This window comes from Clostridium beijerinckii, assembly GCF_008705175.1.
Classification (GTDB): Bacteria; Bacillota; Clostridia; order Clostridiales; family Clostridiaceae; genus Clostridium; species Clostridium beijerinckii.
Genome location: NZ_CP043998.1, coordinates 4,737,424 through 4,763,608, shown reverse-complemented (window position 1 = coordinate 4,763,608; position 26,185 = coordinate 4,737,424). Strand labels below are relative to the sequence as shown.

20 protein-coding genes are annotated in these 26,185 nt (G+C 30.8%); 18 read left to right on the top strand and 2 right to left on the bottom strand.

The window, feature by feature from the left end; all coding sequences use genetic code 11:
* The first annotated feature begins 5 nt into the window (after positions 1–5).
* The 12 genes from F3K33_RS21440 to F3K33_RS21385 all read left to right on the top strand — a co-directional run bounded on the left by F3K33_RS21440 (position 6) and on the right by F3K33_RS21385 (position 18,550).
* Positions 6–1,070: a sulfate/molybdate ABC transporter ATP-binding protein gene (locus F3K33_RS21440; protein WP_023973167.1), complete on the top strand. Its 1,065-nt coding sequence runs from the start codon at positions 6–8 to the stop codon at positions 1,068–1,070.
* Between the two features lie 130 nt (positions 1,071–1,200).
* Positions 1,201–2,907, top strand: a complete 1,707-nt coding sequence (locus F3K33_RS21435) for an adenylyl-sulfate reductase subunit alpha (protein ID WP_023973166.1) — start codon at positions 1,201–1,203, stop codon at positions 2,905–2,907.
* Complete coding sequence (locus tag F3K33_RS21430; RefSeq protein WP_023973165.1) at positions 2,891–3,208, top strand: 4Fe-4S dicluster domain-containing protein; 318 nt, start codon at positions 2,891–2,893, stop codon at positions 3,206–3,208. Before F3K33_RS21435 ends, F3K33_RS21430 begins: the two co-directional genes overlap by 17 nt.
* A gap of 297 nt (positions 3,209–3,505) precedes the next feature.
* Positions 3,506–4,405, top strand: a complete 900-nt coding sequence (gene cysD, locus F3K33_RS21425) for a sulfate adenylyltransferase subunit CysD (RefSeq protein WP_012060344.1) — start codon at positions 3,506–3,508, stop codon at positions 4,403–4,405.
* A gap of 1 nt (position 4,406) precedes the next feature.
* Positions 4,407–6,095 carry a sulfate adenylyltransferase subunit CysN gene (locus F3K33_RS21420; RefSeq protein ID WP_069187746.1) on the top strand — a complete coding sequence of 563 codons (1,689 nt, stop codon included), beginning with the start codon at positions 4,407–4,409 and terminating at the stop codon, positions 6,093–6,095.
* A 266-nt stretch (positions 6,096–6,361) separates the two neighbouring features.
* A complete protein-coding gene (locus tag F3K33_RS21415; RefSeq protein WP_039769480.1) occupies positions 6,362–7,408 on the top strand; it encodes an HD-GYP domain-containing protein in 1,047 nt (348 codons plus the stop codon).
* Between the two features lie 846 nt (positions 7,409–8,254).
* Positions 8,255–8,680, top strand: a complete 426-nt coding sequence (locus F3K33_RS21410) for a chemotaxis protein CheW (protein ID WP_023973159.1) — start codon at positions 8,255–8,257, stop codon at positions 8,678–8,680.
* A 10-nt stretch (positions 8,681–8,690) separates the two neighbouring features.
* Positions 8,691–10,847: a chemotaxis protein CheA gene (locus tag F3K33_RS21405; protein ID WP_039768365.1), complete on the top strand. Its 2,157-nt coding sequence runs from the start codon at positions 8,691–8,693 to the stop codon at positions 10,845–10,847.
* A gap of 33 nt (positions 10,848–10,880) precedes the next feature.
* Positions 10,881–15,302, top strand: a complete 4,422-nt coding sequence (locus F3K33_RS21400) for a methyl-accepting chemotaxis protein (RefSeq protein ID WP_039768362.1) — start codon at positions 10,881–10,883, stop codon at positions 15,300–15,302.
* A gap of 47 nt (positions 15,303–15,349) precedes the next feature.
* Positions 15,350–16,162, top strand: a complete 813-nt coding sequence (locus F3K33_RS21395) for a CheR family methyltransferase (protein WP_023973156.1) — start codon at positions 15,350–15,352, stop codon at positions 16,160–16,162.
* Entirely contained in the window at positions 16,159–17,226 is a 1,068-nt protein-coding gene (locus tag F3K33_RS21390; protein WP_236892070.1) for a protein-glutamate methylesterase/protein-glutamine glutaminase, read from the top strand. Before F3K33_RS21395 ends, F3K33_RS21390 begins: the two co-directional genes overlap by 4 nt.
* Positions 17,227–17,635: 409 nt before the next feature.
* Positions 17,636–18,550 (top strand): AEC family transporter, encoded by a 915-nt coding sequence (locus F3K33_RS21385; protein ID WP_039768359.1) that lies wholly within the window; start codon positions 17,636–17,638, stop codon positions 18,548–18,550.
* Positions 18,551–18,673: 123 nt separating this feature from the next.
* Here F3K33_RS21385 and F3K33_RS21380 read toward each other — a convergent pair whose 3' ends face one another.
* The gene (locus F3K33_RS21380) at positions 18,674–19,309 is read right to left on the bottom strand and encodes a VTT domain-containing protein (protein WP_023973154.1); all 636 of its coding nucleotides are present in this window, start codon (positions 19,307–19,309) and stop codon (positions 18,674–18,676) included.
* Between the two features lie 216 nt (positions 19,310–19,525).
* On the opposite strand from F3K33_RS21380, the gene F3K33_RS21375 reads away from it, so the two are divergent.
* Complete coding sequence (locus F3K33_RS21375) at positions 19,526–21,082, top strand: MprF family protein (RefSeq protein WP_023973153.1); 1,557 nt, start codon at positions 19,526–19,528, stop codon at positions 21,080–21,082.
* A gap of 29 nt (positions 21,083–21,111) precedes the next feature.
* Here F3K33_RS21375 and F3K33_RS21370 read toward each other — a convergent pair whose 3' ends face one another.
* Complete coding sequence (locus tag F3K33_RS21370) at positions 21,112–21,663, bottom strand: helix-turn-helix domain-containing protein (RefSeq protein WP_039768356.1); 552 nt, start codon at positions 21,661–21,663, stop codon at positions 21,112–21,114.
* 120 nt (positions 21,664–21,783) lie between these two features.
* Between F3K33_RS21370 and F3K33_RS21365 the strand changes: the two genes are divergently transcribed.
* From F3K33_RS21365 to F3K33_RS21345, 5 genes are all read left to right on the top strand, one after another.
* Positions 21,784–22,518 carry an AzlC family ABC transporter permease gene (locus F3K33_RS21365; RefSeq protein WP_023973151.1) on the top strand — a complete coding sequence of 245 codons (735 nt, stop codon included), beginning with the start codon at positions 21,784–21,786 and terminating at the stop codon, positions 22,516–22,518.
* Positions 22,515–22,835, top strand: a complete 321-nt coding sequence (locus F3K33_RS21360; RefSeq protein WP_012060333.1) for a branched-chain amino acid transport AzlD family protein — start codon at positions 22,515–22,517, stop codon at positions 22,833–22,835. Before F3K33_RS21365 ends, F3K33_RS21360 begins: the two co-directional genes overlap by 4 nt.
* Before the next feature lie 106 nt (positions 22,836–22,941).
* A complete protein-coding gene (locus F3K33_RS21355; RefSeq protein WP_023973150.1) occupies positions 22,942–24,204 on the top strand; it encodes a sensor histidine kinase in 1,263 nt (420 codons plus the stop codon).
* A 27-nt stretch (positions 24,205–24,231) separates the two neighbouring features.
* Complete coding sequence (locus F3K33_RS21350; protein WP_023973149.1) at positions 24,232–25,122, top strand: response regulator; 891 nt, start codon at positions 24,232–24,234, stop codon at positions 25,120–25,122.
* 275 nt (positions 25,123–25,397) lie between these two features.
* Positions 25,398–26,120 carry an amino acid ABC transporter ATP-binding protein gene (locus F3K33_RS21345; protein ID WP_012060330.1) on the top strand — a complete coding sequence of 241 codons (723 nt, stop codon included), beginning with the start codon at positions 25,398–25,400 and terminating at the stop codon, positions 26,118–26,120.
* Positions 26,121–26,185: the final 65 nt, after the last annotated feature.

Genomic DNA, 26,185 nt, shown 5'->3' with positions numbered 1-26,185 from the left:
TATGTATGTATGTGGAACTAAAGAATATTAATAAAAAATTCGGAGATTATAAGGCATCTGACAATGTTAGTTTTAGAATAGAGCAGGGAAAATTGATTGGCCTTTTAGGCCCAAGTGGAAGTGGTAAGACTACTATACTTAGAATGATAGCAGGTCTTGAAACTCCAGATGAAGGAGATATCATTATTAATGGAGTCAAAGTCAATGATATAGAACCAGGAAAAAGAGGAATTGGCTTCGTATTTCAAAGTTATGCTCTATTTCGTCATATGACAGTTTATGATAATGTAGCGTTTGGTCTTGTGGTACAAAAAGCTAAAAAAGATTATATACATGAGAGAGTTATGGAACTTATAGAACTTATTGGTCTTAAGGGGCTTGAAAAAAGGTATCCAGGTCAATTGTCTGGTGGACAAAGACAACGTGTAGCTTTTGCTAGAGCACTTGCCCCTAATCCACAGCTATTACTACTAGATGAGCCTTTTGCAGCAATTGATGCGAAGGTAAGAAAAGAACTTAGAAGATGGCTTAGAGAAACAATATCTAAATTAGGAATAACAAGTATCTTTGTAACCCATGACCAAGATGAAGCGGTAGAAGTAGCAGATGAAATAATAATAACGAATAGAGGGAAAATTGAGCAGAAAGGTAGTCCAGTTGAGATATATAAGAATCCAAAGACTCATTTCGTAGCGCAATTTATTGGTGAATCGAATCTAATAGATGATTATACTAAGCTAAAAGGATTTGAAGTTGTAAACCCTAAAGAAACAAAGGCAATAGTACGTCCTGAATTTATACAAATTGCTAAAAATGATAAGGAGATTTTGACTCCTCTTGCAGCAGAAAAAGGAATTGTAAAAGGTATTGCATTTAGAGGAAATAATCTTGAAATAGATGTACAGGTAGGGAATCAAATATTTTATGGATATCGTAGCCTGGAAGATGAAGAATTAAAAATTGGTGAAGAAGTTTTCGTTTTAATCCATAGAGTTTATGCATTTGATGAAAAAAGTGCAAATGTTGTGGAAAATAAGATTAAAACAGAAGAAATGTCTGTATTTATTTAAATATCATCCATGAATAAAGATTAAATATATTTGAGCTTTGTATAAATAAAAATCAGTGCTTAAAAATGCAGGGAATAATAATCTCTGTGTTTATTTAGTAAATATTGACCTTAAAAAAAGGAGATATGCTATGAGTAAGAACGTTCAAGTAAAACAATTAGAAACTGATATATTAATTATTGGAGGAGGCACTGCTGGGTGCTATGCGGCCTTAACCATACGTGAAAATTCTAATGCATCCGTACTTATACTTGAAAAAGCTAATATTAAGAGAAGTGGGTGCTTAGCAGCCGGAGTAAATGCAATCAATGCATACATAGTTAAAGGAAGAAAGCCTGAAGACTATGTGGATTACGCTAAAAAAGATGCAGATAATATTGTGCGTGAAGATCTACTTCTTACAATGTCACAAGGTTTAAATAAGGTAACAAAAAAGTTAGAGGATTTAGGGCTTGTTATCTTAAAAGATGAAAATGGCGAATATGTGGCTAGAGGAAATAGAAATATAAAAATTAACGGTGAAAATATTAAACCTATTTTAGCAGATGCAGTGCAGCAACTAAACGATGTTACTGTTATGAATCAAGTTAATGTTATTGATTATATTGTAAAAGATAATCAGATACTTGGCGCTTTTGCAGTTGGTGTAGAAGAAGAAATTCTATATGAAATTAAAGCAAAAAAAGTAATATGCGCAACTGGTGGAGCAGCAGGTCTTTATAAACCTAACAATCCAGGCTTTTCAAGACATAAAATGTGGTATCCTCCGTTCAACACTGGTGCAGGGTATGCTATGGGAATAGAAGCAGGGGCTGAAATGACTACTTTTGAAATGAGATTTATTGCTTTGAGATGTAAAGACACGATTGCACCAACGGGTACAATTGCTCAAGGTGTAGGCGCAAAGCAGGTAAATTCAAAAGGAGAAGTTTATGAAACAAAATATGGTCTAACTACATCAGAAAGAGTTTATGGAACAGTAAAGGAAAATCAAGAAGGAAGAGGGCCTTGCTATTTAAGAACGGAAGGTATTACTTCTGCTCAAGATGAAGAATTAAAGAAAGCATATTTAAACATGGCTCCTAGTCAAACTTTAAAATGGATAGAATCAGGAAAAAATCCAAGTGAGCAAAATGTAGAAATTGAAGGAACAGAACCATACATAGTAGGTGGACATACTGCTAGTGGATATTGGGTTGATACCAAAAGAGAAACTACAATAAAAGGTCTTTATGCAGCAGGTGATGTAGCTGGTGGATGTCCACAAAAATATGTTACAGGAGCACTAGTAGAAGGCGAGATTGCAGCAAAGGCAGTAGTTGAAGCAATAAATAATAGTGATAAAGATGTTGTTACTTTATCAACAACTGAAGAAGATTTACTTATAAAGAAAAAGAAATCAGAAGTTGAAAAAGTGCTAAACTCTGAAAATCAGATATTCAATTTTGAACAACTTGAAGAAGCAATGCAGAAGGTAATGGATACTTATGCAGGCGGAATTGGAAGTAGTTATCAATTTAATGAAAAGCAACTTGAACTTGCAATGGAGAAAATTGAGCAAATTGAGAAATTGAGTGAAAATCTTTATGCAGAAGATATGCATGAATTGATGTTTGTATATGAGTTAAAAGAGAGACTTACTCTTTGCAAATCTGTAATTGCCCATTTAAAAGCGAGAAAAGAAACTAGATGGCACAGCTTTGCAGAAAACCTTGATTATCCAGAGAAAAGCGATGAATGGTTAAAATATGTTAATTCGAAGCTTGTAGATGGCAAACTTAAAATGTTATATAGAGATTTAGTGGGAAGAGGTGAAACATATGAGCATAGCAATTAATAAAAATAAGTGCATAGGATGCAAAAGATGTTTAGCTGTGTGTCCAGGAAGTCTTATAAAATCAAATGAAGATGGCAAGAAAGTATATATAAAATATCCTAAAGATTGTTGGGGATGCTCTTCTTGCATAAAAGAATGCCCTACAGGTTCAATTTCATTATATCTAGGAGCAGATATGGGTGGAAGAGGAAGCAAGCTTACAGTTAAATTTAAAGATGATATTGCAGATTGGAAGATTGAAGAAACTGATGGAACAGAGCATTCTATCGAAATAAACCGTAAAGATTCAAATCAATATTAGAATCAATTCACAATGCACAATTATCAATGCACAATTAAGGAGGAAAAGCCTATAGGCTTTTCAGAAAAAATATACACATATAAAAAAAGCAGCTATGCTGCAACCAAGATCATTCATATAAAAAAAACAGCTATGCTGCAAATAAAAACACTTCACTTAGAAAAAGCCCAAAGCGTAATAAAGAACATTTGAATAAATTACGAAGTAATTTATTCCACAATTGTGCATTGCGAACTGTGAATTGTGAATTGAAAAGTATATTTAAAAATTTAAATTAGCAAATAGGGGGACTAATATATGAGCGAATTATCGCATCTTGATAAATTAGAAGCAGAAGCAATTTATATTATTAGAGAAGTAGCAGCAGAATGTGAAAAGCCAGTAATGCTATATTCAATTGGTAAAGACAGTTCAGTTATGTTACATCTTGCAATGAAAGCATTTTATCCTGAAAAGCCACCATTTCCTTTCATGCATATAGATACAACATGGAAGTTTAAAGAAATGATCGAATTTCGTGATAAGACAGCAGAAAAATTAGGAATTGAGATGATTGTCCATTCAAATGAGGAAGGTATAAAGCAAGGGATTAATCCTTTTGATCATGGCTCAGCTTATACTGATATCATGAAGACACAAGCTTTAAAACAAGGATTAAGTAAATATGGATTTACAGCAGCCTTTGGTGGAGGACGTCGTGATGAAGAAAAATCTCGTGCAAAGGAAAGAATTTTCTCTTTTAGAAATGAAGCACAAGCATGGGATCCTAAAAATCAAAGACCAGAAATGTGGAAGCTTTATAACACTAAAATAAATAAAGGTGAAAGTATGAGAGTTTTTCCAATTTCAAATTGGACTGAAAATGATATATGGCAATATATAAAGCGTGAAAATATTGATATCGTGCCTTTATATTTTGCAAAAGAAAGACCATGCATTGAGCGTGATGGCAATATCATTATGGTAGATGATGATAGATTAAAGCTATTACCTGGTGAGAAAGTTGAGCATAAAAAAATAAGATTTAGGACACTTGGATGTTATCCATTAACAGGCGGTTTTGAATCAGATGCAATTACTTTAGATGCGATTATTGAGGAAACCCTTAGTGCCGTATCATCTGAAAGAACAACTAGAGTTATAGATAGTGAAGCAGCAGGTAGTATGGAAAGAAGAAAGAGAGAGGGGTATTTCTAAGATGAAGAGCTTATTAAAGTTTATAACATGTGGTAGTGTAGATGATGGGAAATCTACTCTTATTGGGCATATTTTATATGATTCAAAGCTTTTATATGCAGACCAAGAAAAAGCTTTAGAATTAGATAGCAAAGTTGGAAGCAGAGGCGGAGCAATAGACTATTCTCTATTATTAGATGGTTTAATGGCGGAACGTGAGCAAGGAATTACAATAGACGTTGCATATCGTTATTTTACAACTGATAATAGAAGTTTTATAGTAGCAGATACTCCAGGACATGAAGAATATACTAGAAACATGGCAGTAGGTGCATCCTTTGCAGAGCTTGCTATTATATTAATAGATGCAAAGCAAGGAGTATTAGTACAAACAAGAAGACATGCAAGAATTTGTTCTTTGATGGGTGTAAAACATTTTGTATTTGCAGTTAATAAGATTGACTTAGTAGGTTACAGTGAAGAAAGATTTTTAGAAATTGAAGAGCAAATTAAAGAATTAGTAAATGAACTTTCATTAGAAAATGTTCATTTAATTCCTGTATCAGCTACGGAAGGGGATAACGTTACTAAGAAGTCAGAAAATACTCCATGGTATCAAGGGGAAGCGCTTTTACCATATCTAGAAAATGTAGAGATTGATAGTAAGTCAGAAGAAGGCTTCTATATGCCAGTTCAAAGAGTATGTAGACCTAATCATACGTTTAGAGGATTCCAAGGAGAAATTGAAGCTGGAAGTATTTCTGTAGGAGATGAAATTACAACACTTCCTAGCAATGAAAAAGCATTAGTAAAAAGTGTTCATATTACCGATAAGGAATCGCAAAGTGCTGGAAAAGGTCAATCTGTTACAATACAGCTTAATAAAGAAGTTGATGTATCAAGAGGCTGTGTACTTACAAAAGAAACTGATATTACTACAAGTAAGTTAATTAGTGCAAAGATTCTTTGGATGGATGACTCGGAATTAACGGCTGGTAAAGAGTATTTTGTAAAAGTAGGTACTAAGATGCTGACTGGTGTTGTTACAGATGTAAAATATAAAATTGATGTCAACACAGGAGAGCATTTACCAACTGGTTATTTAACAAAAAATGAAATAGCAGCATGTGATATTCTATTATCTGAAAAGATAGTTGTTGATAAGTTTGATGCACATAAAACATTAGGAGAACTTATTTTAATAGATCGTGTTACTAATATGACATCAGCTTGTGGTGTTATAGAAGATGTTCATAATAATGATACTAAAAATGCAAAATTTGCTTTTGAGTATAATGAATTAAAAGCAAGAGGAGATATTTTTGAAGAATTCTATTATGATACAGAAACTTTATCTATATTCAAATATAAACCAGAAGAAAAGACTTATACTGTAGGCGATGAGCTTCCAATAGAAGGTGATAGCTACAAATATCCAGATAACTTTGATTTACTAGTTCTTCGTGACTCAATAGTAATTGAAATACGTGATAAGAAAATTACAGATATTAAATCTATTGTCGATTATAAATATCAAGAAGTTCCAGTTATTAATGGCAGAGGATTTGAAGTTAAGGTAAATTCTAATGAAGAAGTTGTAAAATTCTTGAATGAATATAAAGAAGCTAACGAGAAAACTCTAGGAGATTTCTTAAATAGATGGGTTAGATTTGAGACTTATAGAAGAGTAGTTTTTCATAGTACTAAATAGAAAATGTATAAAGGTGTTGTCTTAAATACAGAATATAAAAAATAAATCAAAGAAGCCTTAAAAATGATTGGTAAATTATTTTTGAGGCTTCTTTTACTAACGTTTATTATTAATAAATGCAATTACTAGATTTTAAATTCGAAGTTATATAATGTATTATTATGTTATAATATTAGGAAAAATATACTATATTTATATTTGTTTTATTGAAAAAGGAATTATTTGATGATAAAGTTTAATGTAGGTAGATAGGGGTGATTAATTTTATGAAACATAAAATATTATTGTTTAATTGTAAACCTGGCATGATTTTGGCTGAGGATATAATATGTAATGGTTTAAAATTAGCGTCTAAGAATACAATACTCAATTCATATATAATAGATAAATTGATTAGTCTTGGAGAATATAGTGCTCATATCTATGTTTCGGGAGAAAACAATAGCTTGGGCAAAAGTAATATGGATAAAATTAAAGAATTTGAAGAGGATTATGATGCAAGTATATTCAATATTAAAGAATTAATAAGAGGATTGATTACAACAAATAAAATGAATTCTGAGAGTATTTCTAAAATATCTAAATCGATAATAAAGTATTTAGATGAGCCTAACATCATAATTAAGTGCTTAGTTGCGTTAAATAAAGCAGATGAGTATACTTATACGCATTGTATAAATGTAGCAATATATTCAATGCTTATAGCAAAATGGATGAATTTATCTTCAGGCACAGTTAAAGAAATTATTGAATCAGGACTTCTTCATGATATCGGCAAGATTAAAATAGATAATGAAATATTGAACAAGCCAGGTCAGCTAACAAGAGAAGAATTTGATGAAATTAAGAAACATACTATTTTAGGATATGATATAATAAATGATTATGATTATTTTAGTAGAAGTATAAAAGATGCAATACTTATGCACCATGAAAGAATTGATGGATCTGGATATCCGTTTGGAAAGTTAGGAATAGATATTACATTAAACGCAAAAATTGTTGCAGCAGCAGATACATTTGATGCAATGATATCAAATAGAGTATACAAGAAAGGCGTAACTCCACTTAAAATATTTCAAATGTTTTTGACTGAAGGAGTAAAATTGTATGATACTTCAGTTATTTTTACACTCTTAGAAAATATAAGCCCATATTATATAGGAATGAAGGCAAGGCTTGAGGATGGTAGGATAGGTGAAATTATGTATATACCTCCAAATGATATACTAAGTCCTATTGTAAAAATTAATGATGAACTTATTGATTTTTCAAGAAGAAAAGACTTGGATATAAGTGATATATTTGTATAACAGTTAGTAATATAGGAATGCGGAAATTTAAAACTTAAAAAAATACTGTTTGATATATATTGCAAAAATAATTCTTCATCATAATTCTAAAAATATTACAAGAATTATAGCTGTAATTGTGAAATGTGCATTGTGAATTCCAATATATATATAATAAAAGATATGCTAGTTAAAAATTCTATTGATTTTAAGATAAGTATAAAATAAAGTTTTAAAATTATAAAAAAACTGTGTGTATATGTCGAATCGTAATTCCATTTTTGGAAATAATATAGATAATAAAATTAGAATATTAGTATATCTAGATGAAAACTTTTATTAATGCAAAAAAAGCAAATAGAATATAAGTTTACAATTATATAGAGTATTTTTCGCCAAACATAGACTCGAAGTAGATTTTAAGCTACTTTGAGTCTGTTTTTTTGTAGAAATTTATAGAAAGGGCAAAATAAAATTTTAATATAAATAGATTATTTGATTATATAATTTAATAAAAATTATTAGATGATAATACCAATTAATGCAATATATTATTACATTAAACAATATAATATCATTATTGACAAATAAGACCAAAAATTATAATATAAAATTAATAGGAATTAATATTTTTTATAGTGAAGATAATAAAGTATTGTTTTTTAAAAAGTATATATAAAATTAAATTATAAAAAGTGAAAAAATAAAGAAATTTGTGCGTGGAGGAGTGGAGGCAAAAAGGATTCTTGGAATCTATAATTAATGGAGCTAGAGGATTCATTATAAAACCATATAAAGAAGATTACTTAGTTGATACTTTAAAAAATTATAGTGAATTTTACTAGAATGTTTGTGGAGGAAGATTATATGAATGATTTATTGGATATTCAACATATTGCTTTTGAATTAGCAAGTGAGAAGTATGCTCTTAAGATTAGTGATGTTTATGAAATTATTAGGCTGCAGCAAATATCTCCAACACATAATAGTAAATTCTTTCTGGAAGGCGTTATTAATTTAAGGGGAAAGGTAATTCCGGTAGTTAATTTACATAAAAGGTTTAAACTAATAGAATGCGCTAGAACTAAAGAAACTAGAATAATAGTGGTAAAAAGTAGAGAAGAAATGATTGGTATAATTGTGGATAAGGTTGATTCAGTCATACAATTCAATGATATTCAACCAACGCCAAAAGTTGTTGCAGGTATTGATGGAGAGTACTTTGAAGGAATAGGAATTACAGAAAATGGAGTGATAAGCTTATTGAATATAGATATAGTTCTTCATGATTAGGGGGTGTGAAATGTCTAATATATATGAAATGCCTGAAATGGTAAGTGCATTTTTGGATGAAGTGGAAGAGCAGATACAACTTTTAGAACAAGGAATTTTAGAATTAGAAAAGAAAGATGAAGTTAGCAAAGTTATACAAGATATTTTTAGGGTAGCACATACATTGAAGGGATCCTCTTCAGCTATGGGGTATGAAAAGATGAAATCGCTTACTCATGAGATGGAAAATGTACTTGATAAAATTAGGAATAATTTTATGGAAGTAACGAAGCCAATAATTAACGTTTTGTTTGAATGTACTGACTGCTTAACTTTATTAAAAAGAGATTTTATAGAGTATAAAAATGATACAGAAGTAGATATTGATGATATCATAGGAAAACTTAGGTGTATACAAAGTATTGATGTAGACAAAACTGAAGGCAATCAATTTATGGGAGTAAAAAGGGAAATTAGTCATGAAGTTGACAATAAGAGGATAGTATTTGAGCTAGATGATGATAAAAGATATACAATAGAAAATGAAAAGATAAATGGGCGCTCTTGTGTTGTTTGTGAGATTAAGATCTCAGAGGATAGTCTTATGAAAGCAACGAGAGCGTTTCTTATACTTAATTTGCTAAATGATATGGGAGAGGTCATAGGATCAAGTCCTAATGTATTAGAACTATTGGATGAAGATGAAAATATTACTACTATAAAATATTTATTAATTTCGGAATTAGGAACAAAGGAACTGGAGTCAAGAATTAAGCATGAATTAATGGATGTTGATGATGCTAATGTATTTGATTATGAATTTACAAAATTAGATAAAGAAAAGATAGATACTAAAGATATAGAAAATATAGCTAAGATAGAAGGAGAAATAGTAACGGATAAAATTGATGAGATAAATGGTAAAAAGAAAGTTATACAAGAGATTAAAAATGAAAAAAAATTATCACAAACTATTAGAGTCGATATAGAACGTCTTGAACATATGATGAATTTAGTTGGAGAAATGGTTATTGAACAGACTAGAATTGCTCAAGTAAGCAATATTTTACATAACAAATATATAGCTGATGATTCAGTTGAAGATTTAATTGGAATATCAAGTCGTGTATCAAGAGTAGTTAGTGAACTTCAAGAAAGCATAATGAAAGCTCGTATGGTGCCAGTGCAACAGCTATTTAGTAGATTCCCAAGGCTAGTAAGAGATCTTGCTAATTCATTAGGAAAAGAGGTGGAGTTGGTTCTTGAGGGCGGAGAGACAGAAATGGACAGAACTATAATTGAGGATATTACTGATCCTTTGATTCATCTTGTAAGAAATTCTCTAGACCATGGAATAGAAAAACCTAGTACTCGTATAGTCAAAGATAAGCCTTCAAAAGGAACATTGAGAATAAAGGCATTTCACCAAGAAAATCATGTCATTGTGACAATTGAAGATGATGGTGCTGGTTTAAATTTAGAAAAGATAAAGCAATCAGCAATTAAGAAAGAAGTAATTTCAGCTCAAGAAGCAGAAACATTATCAGAACAAGAGATAATAAATCTTATTTTTCAAACAGGGTTATCAACAGCTAATAATGTAAGTGACGTTTCAGGTAGAGGCGTAGGAATGGACATTGTTAGAAATCATATAGATAAACTAAATGGGATTATTGATGTAGAAACAAAAGAGGGAGAAGGAAGTAAATTTACGATTAAACTACCATTAACGCTTGCAATACTTGCAGGGTTATTAGTTAAAATTCATAATGAAATTTATGCTCTTCCAATGAGTAACATAATTGAGATAGTAAGAAAACCAAAGAATGAAATTGAATATATTAAAAATCAATCTGTTGTTGTGATTAGAGACAAAGTCCACCCCCTAGTGTGGTTGCATGACTATTTTAAGTTACCTAGAGAAAATAAAAAGAGGAATATATTTATTGTGGTTTTAGGTATTGCAGAAAAGAGATTTGGTATTGTAGTTGATGAATTAGTTGGAAATCAAGAAATAGTAGTTAAACCCTTAGGCTCTTACATAGGAAAAATTGAGGGGATATCGGGTGCAACAATACTTGGTGATGGAAGTGTTGCTCATATATTCGATGTAGTAGGAATATCAAGAATGATTAGTAACAAAAATACAAAAGATAGTGATAATTTTAGTAACAATGAGATTCAATAAGCAAAAGATCAGAAAGTGTGGAGGCGTATATAAATGGGTAGTTTTAAAAGAAATATTGGAATTAAGCTTATGGGAGGTTTAAGAAGTGTAGATAATACAGTTCTTGTATCTAAAAAACTCGATGAGAAATTAAAAGAATTATCAAGTATAAATGAACAAGTTAAAAAAGGAACAATTGATCAATCAGAAGCTGTAAAATCAGTAAATTCTCTTACAAGTGAAATGTCTAAATCTATAAATGGAGTTGTGATAAATGCAGAGCAATTAACGAATGCTGCTCAAAAGTCGCAAAGATCACTTGAAGAAATAGCTGTATCAGTAAAACAGGTCGCAGGTAATAGTGAAAGTGTATCCGGTTCAATTGAAGAAATATCAAATTCAATTGAGGAAATGGGTAAATCAATTAAAGTGGTCGCAGGAAATGCGGAAGAAATGACTGGATCAGCTAAGGAAGTTTCAGAATCAATACAAGAAATGGTGGCATCAATTCAGCAAGTAGCAGGGAATGGAGAGAGCGCATCAAAATCAGTAGAAGAAATCTCTTCTTCAGTAGAGCAAATGGGGAAATCAGTTAAAGGAGTAGCTGGAAATGCAGAAAGTTTAACTTCTTCAGCAAAAGAGGTGACTGTATCAATTCAAGAAGTAGTAGCATCAATTCAGCAAGTAGCAGGAAATAGTGAAAGCACAGCAAGTTCAGTAGAACAAATATCGGCATCTATTGAGGAAATGGGAAAATCAATACAAGGTGTTGCAAAAAATGCAGAGGGATTGAAGGATACTGCTGAAAATGCAGAAGCATCGGTGCAATCAATTGTAGTATCAATTGAAGAAGTGGCAAAAAATAGTGAAAGTACAGCAAGTTCAGTAGAACAAATATCATCATCTATAGAGCAAATGGGAAAATCAATAAAGGGAGTAGCAGGGAATGCCGAAAGTTTGAAAGGTTCTGCAGAAGAATCTACAATGGTGGTTCAAGAAGTAGTAGCATCAATTCAGCAAGTAGCAGGAAATAGTGAAAGTACAGCAAGTTCAGTAGAACAAATATCATCATCAATAGAACAAATGGGAAAATCAATAAAGGGAGTAGCAGGGAATGCCGAAAGTTTAAAAGGATCAGCAGAAGAAGCTACAGAAGCAGTACAAGAAATAGTAGCTTCAATAGAACAGGTAGCTGGAAATAGTGAAAGCACAGCAAAATCAGTAGAAGAAATATCAGTTTCAATAGAACAAATGGGAAAATCAATAAAAGGAGTAGCAGAAAATGCCGAAAGTTTAAAAGGATCAGCAGAAGAGGCTACAGCAGCAGTACAAGAAATGGTAGTTTCTATTCAACAAGTGGCAGGAAATAGCGAAAGTACGGCAAGTTCAGTAGAAGAAATATCATCATCAATTGAAGAAATAGGAGCTTCAATAAAAGGAGTAGCAGGTAATGCAGAAAATTTAAAAGGATCTACAGAAGAATCATCAGTTGCAGTTCAAGAGATGGTAGCATCAATCCAACAAGTAGCAGGAAATAGTGAAAGTACAGCAAGTTCAGTTGAAGAAATATCATCATCAATTGAAGAAATGGGTGTATCAATAAAAGGAGTAGCTACTAATACAGAAAGTTTAAAAGTTTCAACAGATGAATCAGCAGCGGCCATACAAGAAATGGTAGCATCAATCCAGCAAGTAGCAGGAAATAGTGAGAGCACAGCAAGTTCGGTAGAACAAATATCGTCATCAGTAGAACAAATGGGTAAATCAGTTAGGGGAGTAGCAGGAAATGCCGAAAGTTTAAGAGGTTCTGCAAATGAAGCTGCGGCTGCAGTTCAAGAGGTTGTAGTATCTATTCAGCAAGTAGCAGGAAATAGTGAAAGTACTACAAGATCAGTAGAAGAAATATCTGCGTCTATAGAAGAAATGGGAAAATCTATTCAAGGAGTAGCTAGTAATGCTGAAGAACTGCAAAAAGCTTCAAATGAAACTTATAAGACGGTTGAGGACATGGCGGCATCAATAAGTCAAGTGGCTCAAAATGCTCAAAATGTAAATTCATTAAGTGATGTAGTGAAATCAGATGTTAAGGATGGACAAACAGCTGTAGCTAATACATTAGTCGCTATAGGTGAAATATCGGAGGTTATCCATAAAGCAGAAAGTGTAATAACTAACTTAGGAAAGAGTTCTGATAAAATTGGAAGCATTATAGATGTAATAGATGATATAGCAGATCAAACAAATTTACTTGCTTTAAATGCTGCAATTGAAGCTGCAAGAGCAGGAGAACACGGAAAAGGATTTGCGGTAGTAGCTGATGAAGTGAGGAAACTAGCTGAGAGAACTGCTACAGCTACAAAGGAAATATCTGAACTTATAAAAGGAATCCAGGGAGAAACTACCAATGCAATTAAGGCGATAGAAGTTGGCACTGAGAAAGTTGAATATGGATCAAGATTAAGTAATGAAGTTGGGACTGTAATAGAAAAAATAGTTGGTGGAATAGAAAATGTGACTAATGAAATCAAAGAAATAACTTTGGCAACTGACAGTCAAAATAAAGGAAGTAGAGAAATACTCGAATCCATGAGAAATGTTACTAATCAAGCATCTATGGTTACACAAGCTACGAGGGAACAAGCTATAAGTGTAGAAAATGTAATAAAAGGTGTAGCAAATGCAAGAGAACAAGTAGTGCAAATTAATATAGCAATGAATGAACAATCTAAACAAGGACAAAATATTGTTGGAGCTGTCGAAAATGTAACAAATCAAGCCGATGAAGTTGCAATAGCAGTAAAAGAACAAGTTATTGGCATAGATGAAATAATAAAAGGTGTCGAAAATTCAAGAGAACAAGTAAGACAAATAACAGTAGCGGTAAAAGAACAAGCAAGTCAAGGGGGAAATATTAGTAAAGCCATAAATAACGTTGTTAATCAAACAAATGAGGTTACAATAGCAGTAAAGGAACAAGCTGCTGGCGTAGAGGAAGTAATAAAAGGTGTTGTAAATGCTAAGGAACAAGTAAGGCAAATAACAGTAGCAGTGAAAGAACAGGCAAAACAAGGAAAAAATATCGCTTTGTCTATAGAAAATGTTGTTAATCAAACAAATGAGGTCGCAGTAGCAGTAAAAGAGCAAGCAGCGGGAATTGATGAAGTAATAAAAGGTGTGGCGAATGCAAGAGAGCAGGTAAGACAAATAACAGTAGCAGTAAAAGAACAGGCAAAACAGGGACAAGATATTGTTGGATCTGTAGAAAATGTAACAAATCAAGCAGCACAGGTGACTACGGCTGTTAAAGAACAAGCAAATGGAGTAGATGAAGTAATTAAAGGCGTTGTAAATGCAAGAGAACAAGTAAGACAAGTAACGCTTGCGGTAAAAGAACAAGCAAAACAAGGTGGAGATATTGTAGCAGCGGTAGAAAATGTGACAGATCAAGCAGCTCAAATAGCTGTAGTAACTAATGAACAAACAATAGGCGTAGAAGAAATAGTTAAAGGAATAGTAAATGCAAGAGAGCAAGTAAGACAAATTACTGTGGCAGTAAAAGAACAAGCAAAGCAAGGGCAAAATATTGTTTCTTCTGTAGAAAATGTAACAAATCAAGCAACACAAGTGACTACGGCTGTAAAAGAACAAGCCAGTGGAGTAGATGAAATTATTCAAGGGGTAGTAAATGCAAGAGAACAAATTAAGCAAATAACTGATGCAATGATATCACAGACAATACAAGGAAAATCAATGACTAAGATAGTTGGAGAGGTTACAAGTCAAACTGCAGAAGTAACACAAGCTATGAAAGAGCAAGCAGGTGGAGTTGCTGAAATAGTAAAAGGAATAGAAAATGCCAGAGAACAAGTAAGACAAATAACAGTAGCAGTGAAAGAACAAGCAAAACAAGGGAAAGACATTGTGGTTTCTGTAGAAAACGTAGCAGAACAATCAGAGCAAGTGACAAGAGCAGTAAAAGAACAAGCTATAGGAGTTGAAGAAGTAGTTAAGGGAATAACTAATTCTAGAGAACAAGTAAGACAAATAGCTGTAGCAGTGAAAGAGCAGGCAAGGCAAGGAAAGAATATTGTAAATTCAGCAGAAAATGTTACAAAAGTGTCACAACAAGTTACAGAGGTATCTAAAGAGCAGGCATCAGGAGTAGAAAATATTATAAAAGGTGTAAGATGTTCTAGGGAAGATATGAAGCAGATAACTTGGGCCATGAATGAACAAACAAAATCTACTGATAGAATCACAGATAACTTTAAGAATGTTACGGAACAAGCAAATGAAGTAACAATAGCTACTAAGGTACAGGCAAGAGAAGTTGAAGAGCTTAGAAAACATATTGAAGATATAAATAATGTAGTTAACTTAAATGTAAGGGATGTTCAAAAAACTTCAAGTATTACTAGAGAACTTTCTGAGTATACATTAGAAATAAAAAAATCATTAGAGGAGTTAGTTGAATAATTTGAGAATAAATTGTGGTTTTAAATATAAGGAGGAAATTTTAAATTATGAGTATTATGGCATTAGAACAATTGGCGAGTTATATATATGAATTCTGTGGCATTGACTACTCCAAAAATCTTCCTTCACTTGAAAGTAAGATAACCTATAGAATTAAAGAACTTGGACTGAATATTTGGGAATATTGCGGATACGTTAAAATAGAAGAAAAAGAAAGAGATACATTAATTGAACTAATAACAGTAAATGAAACTTATTTCTTTAGAGAAGAAAATCTATTAAGAGAATTGCAAACTAATATTTTACCCAAATTTGAAGACTATTCAAAGGAAAAAACTTTTAGAATCTGGTGTGCGGCATGTTCAAGTGGGGAAGAACCATATACATTAGCAATGTTAATAAAAGAAACAATGCTTTTTGAAAAAAGTTCTGTTGAAATAATAGCCTCAGATATTAATAAAAAAGTATTAGATAAAGCTGAGAAGGGAGTATACAGTAGCAAATCTTTGTCCTTTAGGAAGATGCCTTATGGAATGTTAGATAAATATTTTGATAAAATTGAAGATGACTACAAGGTTAAGGATGAAATAAGAAAACTTGTAAAGTTTAAGAATTTAAATATGTTTGATAAAAATATCGAACAAGAAGTTGGAAGAGTTGATATAATACTCTGCAGGAATGTTTTGATATATTTTGATACAGAATTTACTAAAAAAGCTGCTCTTTCGTTTTACAATATTCTTAATGAAACAGGATATTTATTTTTAGGCCATGCAGAAACAGTTACTAATGTCAATCCAGGCTTTGATACTGTTTATACTCCATCGATCTTTTATTATAAGAAGGGAGAGAAAGCATGATGAAACAATATGGTGTTTTAGTTGTAGATGATTCTTCCTTTATGAGGAGATGTATAAGCCTTATTATAGAAAAAGATCCTCAATTTTTTATAATAGGAATCGCGAGAAATGGATTGGACGCAATAGAAAAGATACAAAGATTAAAACCTGATATAGTAACATTGGATGTAGAAATGCCAGAAATGGATGGAATAAGTGCCCTAAAAGAAATTATGAAAACTTGCCCTGTACCAGTTGTGATGCTGAGTAATCATACGGAAGATGGTACTAGGACAGCACTAAAGGCTTTAGAGCTTGGAGCAATCGATATTTTCTTAAAAGGTTCATTAGTAGGGGAGAACATAAAAGAGGAAACAATAAATGATTTTCTTAGTAAACTAAAAGTAATTGCAGACAGTAGTAAGGTACAAAAGAATAAAGAAGATAGTAATGCAGATTTAGAAAATATTAAATATGATAAACAGCAGATTAATTGTGGTGAAAAACTCATGAAGAGGGAGCTGCTTATTATTGGGTGCTCAACAGGAGGACCATCCGCACTTCAATCAATATTGCCAAGATTTCCAAAGGATTTATGCAGGCCAGTTATTGTAATCCAGCATATGCCTCCAGGATTTACTGGACCGCTAGCTGAAAGATTTGATACCATATGTAATCTACATGTTAAAGAAGTAGAGAATGGAGATATACTTGAGCGAGGAAAAATATATATAGCACCAGCGGGATTTCAAACACTATTAGAAAAAAGCCAGGATAATAGCATAGTTTTTAAAGTTGAGGATATGAAAAATGTAGACAGCCTATACAAGCCATCAATTAATGTTACTTTAAATTCGGCAGCGCCTATTTTTAAAGATAAGCTAGTCTCTGTAATTTTAACGGGAATGGGTAATGACGGGTTAGCAGGCTGCCAGAATGTAAAAAATAATAATGGATATGTTATAGTTGAGGCAGAAGAATCCTGTATAGTTTATGGCATGCCTAAAGTAGTGTTTGAAGCAGGTCTTGCAGATAGTCAGGTAGCACTAAGCGACATGTTTGAGACAATAATGTTAAACTTATAAATTTAGTTTAGATACATGAAAATAAATATCAAGTCCAATGTTGTCATGAATATTTTTCATTAGATACGGAGAGAAATTGACCTTATAGCGTGCATATTAGGTCAAATTACCGACGAATGATGATGGAAAATAGGTTGGTAAATGGACTTGTTATTTTTTGAATGTGAGTTACTTATTTAATGAAGTAACTTATAGCTTAATATAGAATTAAAGCAAATTTAAATGTTAATAAGCTAGTAATATATATGGCTAGCTTGCTAATATTTAAATTTATTGCTTTTAGACTTGTATATTAAAATAGGTAATTGATATAATGATTTATCAGAAGGAAAGAGTTAGTTTATAATGAATTATCATGTAAAGCACTCATATATTTAAAGTCATTTTTAGAACGGAAGGATAAAGTATTATGGAGATTATTTTTACAATAGTTGGACAAGTAAGTATCATGTACATATTAATGGCAATTGGCTTTATAGTCTACCGCAAAAAATTAATTAATGAAGATGGAGCTAAACAAATATCTAATCTTTTAGTTTGGGTTATCAATCCAATGATTATGTTAACACGCTATCAAATGGAATTTTCTATAGATAAGTTAAAGGAGCTAGGAATTTCTTTTTTTATTTCGTTATGTGCAATGTTAATAGGCTTTTTTGTGGGTAAAATTGTCTTTAAGAAAGATCAGAGAATAGATAAATTTGCAATCGGATTTGCAAATGCGGGATTTATTGGAATCCCACTAGTTACTAGCATAATGGGGATAGAAAAGGTGTTTTTTTTATCAGCATACCTAGTTTGTTTTAATATACTGAGTTACACTTATGGAATATATACAGTATCAAATAATAAAAGTTTAATTACCTTAAAAAGTGTTTTATTTAATCCTGGAATAATAGCTGTGGCATTTGGATTGCTTGTTTTTATTTCACCCGTAAAGATGCCAAAGCTTTTTTATGATGCGTTTAACTTAGTTGGACAAACCAATACGCCTATTGCTATGATTTTACTTGGTACGTATATTGCTAAGTCAAAACTAATTACATTATTTAATGATAAGCATGCTTACTTTGTAGCGTTTATAAAACTTATCGTTATTCCAGTTATAATAATGATATTATTTAAATTTTTACCACCATATTTAATAGAAATAAAAAAAGTTGTATTAATAGCTATGGCTACGCCAGTAGGTCTAACAGTACCAATGTTTTCTCAGATGTATGGAGGAGATTATGAGTATGGAGCTAAATTGGTTGGCTTAAGCACATTACTATCATTGATTACTATACCAATAATTTTGTATCTGGCAAATGCTATTTGGTAAGTGGAAATCTAATTAAGAATATTAGATTGTAGGCCGCTCTTTTATTATTTATAAAGCTATGTATTATAAAGAATTTTAATAAGGATACTGGAAGAAAGTGGCTATAAGCTTTTATGTTTATAGCTATTTTCTTTTAATATTCTTTAAAAGTGCAGCAATTAAGCTAGGGGATACAGAAATAAAAATTATAAGCAATATAACAAGTTCGAAATTATTTGAAACGAAAGGTATATTTCCAAAAAGATAGCCACCAATTATAAATAAAACTACCCAAGGTATGCCTCCAAGCATGTTATATGATATAAAGCTTATAAACTTAACATTTGCTGTTCCGGCAAGAAATGGAATAAAGGTACGTATTATCGGAATAAATTTAGCGATAATTATTGTTTTTCCACCATGAGTGTTATAAAAATTTTGTGCTCTAGTTATATGTTTCTTATTAAAAATTATAGAATTATTACTTTTGAAAATTTTAATGCCGAACTTTTTTCCAATGTAATAATTTACACATTCACCGATTATGTTCGCAATAGTTAATAATAACGTTATTTTTAAAATATCTAATAGTCCTTTTGAAGCTAATGTTCCAGCAACGAATAATAATGATTCCTCAGGGAGAAATGGCGCCATAAAAAGACCAGTTTCACAAAATACAATGGTAAATAGAAATAGGTAAGTGTAATCATTATAATTTGTTACGAAATTCGTGAGAAAAGTGTCAAGGGATAACGAAAGATTTAAACAATACAAAAACATTGCAAACTCCTTTATATTTACTTTGTTAATTTAATTAAATAAAAAGCGTATATAATTGGTATAAAAATAGAATTATAATTTATATTGTCATTATATAGTATTATACAATATAATATAAACTATATAATACAACATGTCCATATGCTAGCATTCATATTATTTTGAAAAATAATTAATGCAGATAATATATTTTATAAAAAGATACTTGGAGGAAACATGAAATATAAAAAATACCATATTCTTTCTGTTATTTCATTAATGATTATTTTGACCATTAGTGAAATATGTGATTTACTAGGCTATATTAATGATCATGGCAGATCATCAAAAATTAGTTATATATATATAATTAATTTAGTTTTATTGATAATTTCGTTTGGGTTTCTTATAAAGGGATTGCTTCAACGGTTTAGATGGGCATTGATAGTTAATATAATAATTTTATCGCTGCTGGTAGTAGCAAATCTTATGGGAGATACATACTTTGAATTCGACATATTTTTACTAAGCTATATATTATTATCTTTAATAATCCAGCGCAAATGGTTTAAAGCAAAATCTCACTTTATAAGATTGAAAATAGGGATTGGCCTAGCCTGTTTTTTGTTTGCTGTCAATATTATATTAAATGTGATTTTTATAAGTAGATTTAATGATATAAATATGCTTATAAATTTATGTTTATTTCTGATAATTATAAAGTTAACATTAAAGCCAAAGAACCTGAGAATAGAGCATACATATGAGGATAAATTAAAGGTTCAAGACTTATTAAGGAAATTTTCAACAAATCCCGTATCGGCAATAATTTTGGAAGATGATAAGCAATATTTTTTTCCTAGATTCTGTGAAGGTGTTATCGGATATACTGTAGTTAATAATATAGCAATTGTAGCAGGGGAACCGATATGTAGTGATAAAGAAATTGAGAATATTTTATCAGAATTCAAGAATTTTTGTTCAGATAATTCACTGTCAATTTGTTTTTGTCAAGTTTCTAAAAAGTGCATAAAGGCTCTGAAGAATGCTGGTTTTATTGTGCAAGAATATGGGAAAGAAGCTATTATCTACTTGGATACATATACGATAAGTGGTTCTAAAACTTCAAAAATTAGATGGGCAAATAATAAAATGGACAAACTAGGCGTTAAAACAACGGAATATAAGCCGCTTATTGAACGAAATCATCAAATTGAGGAACAAATAATGGATATTTCTAATGAATGGCTAGCTATGAAAAAAAGTGGGGAACTTTCATTTATGTTAGGAACTGTATCGTTTGATGAACCATTTGATAGAAGGTATTTTATAGCGTCTAATCAAGAAGGGGACATATTAGGTTTTGTAGTGTGTTTTCCATATGAGTCAAATAGAGGGTATTTTGTTGATATAACAAGAAGGAGTAAGGATGCTCCACTTGGGATTATGGAGAAGTTAACTATAGATATGTGCAAAATTTTAAAAGAAGATGAGGTTAAAGAAGTTAGTTTAGGATTAGCGCCTCTTGCAGATATTCAGGGGAATAGTTGTGTGGAGGGGATAATTATACATAAGATTTTTAAATTTATGTATAAATATATGAATTCCTTTTATGGATTTAAGGCATTATATGATTATAAGAAGAAATATAATCCATCGGCTTGGGATTCAAAATTTATAGCATTTTCATCTGAAGCATCTATTATATCAATAGGGTATGCTATGATAAAGGCTAAGCATCCACAGGGGGTAAGAAAACTTATATTTGACAGGTTACTGACATTTATTAAATAAGTAGTATTAGGTATTTTTATAATTAATAACTATATTAAATAGTTATTAATTATAGTCATTCGTATAGTAGTGTTGTACAGATTTATATATGAATGTGGCTTGGATGAATCAAACACTATGGAATCACCAGGAGTTAGGATATAAGTTATATTATCCACATTTAAAGATAACTCACCATCATAAACTATTATATATTCTTGAGTCTTTTCGCCATGGGAATTGGATTCATATGTGCTATTGCCATCTAGTTCTACAGTAAAAAGTTCAAAATTCCTATTTGAATTGCTTGCAAAATAGCAATAAACTCTATATTTATTATCAGGAGATTCTTGGTGCTTAGAATCTTCTTTTTTTATTAAAATATCATTTTTTATTGGCTCATCAATAAGGGATGTATATGGAACCCTAAGTCCACCAGCAATCTTCCATATTGTATTAATAGTTGGATTAGATTCACCACGTTCGATTTGCCCTAGCATTACTTTACTGACACCACAAATATCAGAAAGTTTGCTTAAGCTTAATTGTCTTTCATTTCTTAATCTTTTCAAATTCCCAGCAATAATATTATTTAAATTCATATTTTCACTCCTTGACAAATATAAAGTACAAATGTAAGATATAGCATAATATAAAGTATAACGTACAATGTATATAATATATATTACGGTTTTATACAAAAAGTATCAAGGGGGCATTTTATGGAATTGGGGAAAATACCAAATGATTCTTTAGAAATAAAGAATAAAAACAACTCGTATTATTTTATTCAGGGAGTGAAAGACTGTATTCCAACTATATTTGGGTACATAAGTTTAGGGCTTGCATGTGGAATTTTGAGTAAATCTTGTGGTTTGACAGTTTGGGAAGCAATGGGGATGAGTGCTTTTATATATGGAGGATCATCGCAATTTATAGCTTCGAGTATGATTTTATCATCCTCACCAATACCTAGTATAATATTTACTATTTTCTTTGTTAACTTTAGACATTTGTTTATGAGTGCGTCAGTAGCTCCATATTTCAAAGAAAATTCGGTCTTAAAAAACTTTTTTATAGGGATGCTTTTAACAGATGAAACTTTTGTAGTTGCATCAGCAGAGGGGTTGAGGAATAAGAAAATTAATAATTTATGGATTACGGGTTTAAACATTACTGCATATATAAATTGGATTCTTGCAACAGGAATTGGCGTTCTTATTGGCGGTTTTATTCCAGATTATAAGGCTTTAGGGTTAGACTTTGCATTAACAGCCATGTTTATAGGACTGCTAATTTCATCTGTAAAAGGAAATGTAAAGATAAGAAAAGCTTTAATAATTATTATTGTATCTTCCATAGTGTTAATAGTAAGTGCAATATATGTATCTACTAGTATTGGCATTATTATATCAGCAATTGCTGGTTCTTTAATTGGGGTGGTGATTAAAGAATGAATTCTTATGTATGGAGTGTTATCATAGGTGGTTGTATTGTAACTATGTTGCCGAGAGTTTTACCAATAACTATATTATCAAAGATAAAATTAAATAAGAAAGTGGAAGAGTTTTTAACATATATACCTATATCTATACTAGCTTCATTAATAGTGGCAGAACTTTTTATTACCGATAATAAATTTTTACTTCAAGGAAAATCTCCAGAATTGCTTGCTACAATACCAACAATACTGATTGCTCTTAAGAAAAATAATTTATTATTAACAGTATTAACAGGAGTTATTTCAATAGCAATTTTAAGATTAATATTTTAATTCGTAAAAACTTGAATTGACTTGATGATAATCTAAGCGTATTATTTTCTATAAATAAATTATAGAACAATAATGGATTTTCTTATATGGTGAAGGAACAAATATAATGATGTATAAAATTAAAATGACAGAGAGAACTAAGATTTGTTTAAAGAATAGTGTATTATTTTCTGTTCTGATAAGTATTTTTGCGCAAATATATATTTATCCATTTAATAGCAGGTTTGTTTTGGGAGTTGGAGTCATTGTAATTGGGCTTATATTTTCTACATCGGAAAATATATATCCTGTTTTAATTGGAATAATCACAGGAACTATAACTGCCTCTATTCGTAGCATTGGATTATTAATGTCATCTTCTAACTATTCAAATGATATTATAATGCAGTTTATGCCGGCAGCTATTTTTTATATTATTTATGGTATTTTAGGAACTATATTTCCACTAACTAGGAGAAATAAGTCTATAATACATTTATACTTGTCATTAATAAGCTTTGATATAATATGCAACACAGCAGAAATACTTGTTAGAAATATGTTTTCTATATCAACTATAAAAGTTATTATAGTAACAGCACTTGTTAGAGCATTTATACAATGTTCAGCTTTTTTAATATATAAATATCAAAAATTATATATTAAGACACTAGAGCATCAAAAACGTTATGCTGAATTAAATTTAATGGTGTCAAAAATATATGCGGAGGCTTTTTATTTACAAAAATCAACAAATGATTTAAATACTATAATGAGGGAAGCTTACAATTTGTATGAAATGAATAAGGATAAAGAAGAATTTTCAGTTAAGGCGTTATCACTTGCACAAAATGCTCATGAAATCCGTAAAAATAATGACCGGGTTCTTAGAGGAATCAATCAATTAGTACAAAATGTTGAGAAGGCGGAGTACATGTCTATGTCAGAGATTTTCTGCATAATATCTGATAATACAAAAAGACAAATAGATAATGTAAATTCTAATATATTTATAAAATTTAAGCTAGAAGAAGATTATTCGATAAAAAGATATTATGATATATTTGCTATTCTAAATAATTTAATTATTAACGCAATTGAGGCATGCAGTGGCGATAATATGATAAATGTGATTGGGGAAATTTCGCAAAAAGAATTACTACTTGATGTTTCAGATAATGGGACAGGTATTGATAAAGATGTACTTCCGTATATATTTAATATAGGATTTTCAACAAAATTCAATGAGGAGACAGGGGCGATGTCTACGGGGATTGGGTTATGTCATGTAAAAAATCTTTTAGAGAATTTGGGAGGAAGTATAGAAGTTGAAAGTGATATTGATAGGGGCACTAAGTTTTTAGTGAAAATACCGTTATCTAGTATATAAATTATTTTCATAATAAGGGGGCTATTTATGGAAACAACGTTTGTTATTATTGATGATGATATGGCAGTATGTAAAATATTAGAGCAAGCAATTAAAAAAAATAACTTTGGAAAAGTATTATCCATTTTAACGACAGGAAAAGATGCCAAAGATCAAATAATGAAATTAAAACCTGATATCGTATTAATTGATTTGCTACTACCAGAAGTAGATGGAATTGAAATTGTGAAAAGGACATTTAACAGTGGATATACTGGTAAGATCATAATGTTATCCCAGGTTGAAGAAGGAAAAATGATTTCAAATGCTTACAAAAGCGGAATACTTTTCTATATTAACAAGCCAATTAATATGATTGAAACAATTAGCATTATTAATAATGCTAAAAAACAGATTGAATTAGAAAAATCTATATCAATGATTAAAAGTGTAGTTTTTGAGGGCAATATTGAGAAAGATAAAAAAGTTGAGAATGAAGCGGAAATTTATTCTCAGGAAGAAAAGCTATTGCGCATATTTTCTGATATTAACATTATTGGCACCGCAGGAATAGAAGAATTAAAACTCGTAATACTGAATATCATTAATAAAAAGAAAATGAATCCATCTAAACCTTATCAGCTAAAAGAGATTTATATGGATGTGGCACGAGTTCTATATGGAGATTCATTAGCAGCTATTAATTGCAGATCTATGGAGCAACGTATAAGAAGAACTATTATGAAGGCTATGGATTCAATAGCTAGTTTGGGAAGTGAAGATAGCGATAATAGCATATATAGGGAATATTCAGCATCACTTTTTGAGATAAAGCAGGTTAAACAGGAAATCAAGCATTTAAAAAATCCAATATACAGTCAAGGAAAAATAAATACAAAAAAATTTATTGAGGGTATATTAATAAAAATTCTAGGTTAACACATATATAAACTACAGAAAACTACAGAAAACACAGTATGTTAAAATTCATTGACTAGTGAAATGGAAAAATATATAATTTAATAAAGATTTAAAAAAGCAATGGAGCTTTGGTATATATGCCAGGGCTCCTTTTTGTATTTCAAAATTTACAGAGTCGAAATCACTATTGAAATAGAAATATTAGATAAACAGAATCATCGAAAAAAATTAATAAAGCAAAAGTTGATTGATTTCTATTGAGTTAATATTGTGCCAAAATAGGGGGAGAATAAATGATTAAATTAGAGAATATAGTCAAGAACTTTGGAGATACTCATGTTTTGAAAAATGTGAATTTAAATATAAATGAAGGTGAAAAATTGGTCGTAATAGGGCCGAGTGGATCGGGAAAATCTACTTTGATTAGATGTATGAATTATCTTGAGGAGCCGACATCTGGGAAAGTAGTCATAGACGAATATGATTTAAGTCTGAAAAAAGATTTAGCTAAAGTTAGACAATCTACTGCAATGGTTTTTCAACAATTTAACTTATATCCGCATATGACAGTGCTTGAGAATCTTACTTTAGCACCAATAAAACTTCAAAAGGTAAGTAAAAAAGAAGCAGAGGAATCTGGATTGAAGTATTTAGAAAAAGTGGGATTAAAGGAAAAGGCCGATGCTTACCCTAATCAATTATCAGGAGGACAACAGCAAAGGGTAGCGATAGCAAGAGCACTTAATATGCATCCTAAAATAATGTTATTTGACGAACCAACATCGGCGTTAGATCCCGAAATGATACAAGAGGTATTGGATGTACTAATAGGATTATCTAAGGAAAATATAACAATGGTTGTCGTAACTCATGAAATGGGTTTTGCAAAGCAAGTTGCGGATAGAATTGTATTCATGGATGGAGGACAGATTATTGAAGAGGCTCATCCGGAAGAATTTTTTTCAAATCCTAAGAATGATAGGGCCAAAGCGTTCTTAAATAAAATTATAAGATAAGAAACATAATTCACGGTGCATAACGCATAATTAATGAAAAACTTCTACGAAGTTTTAAAAAAATT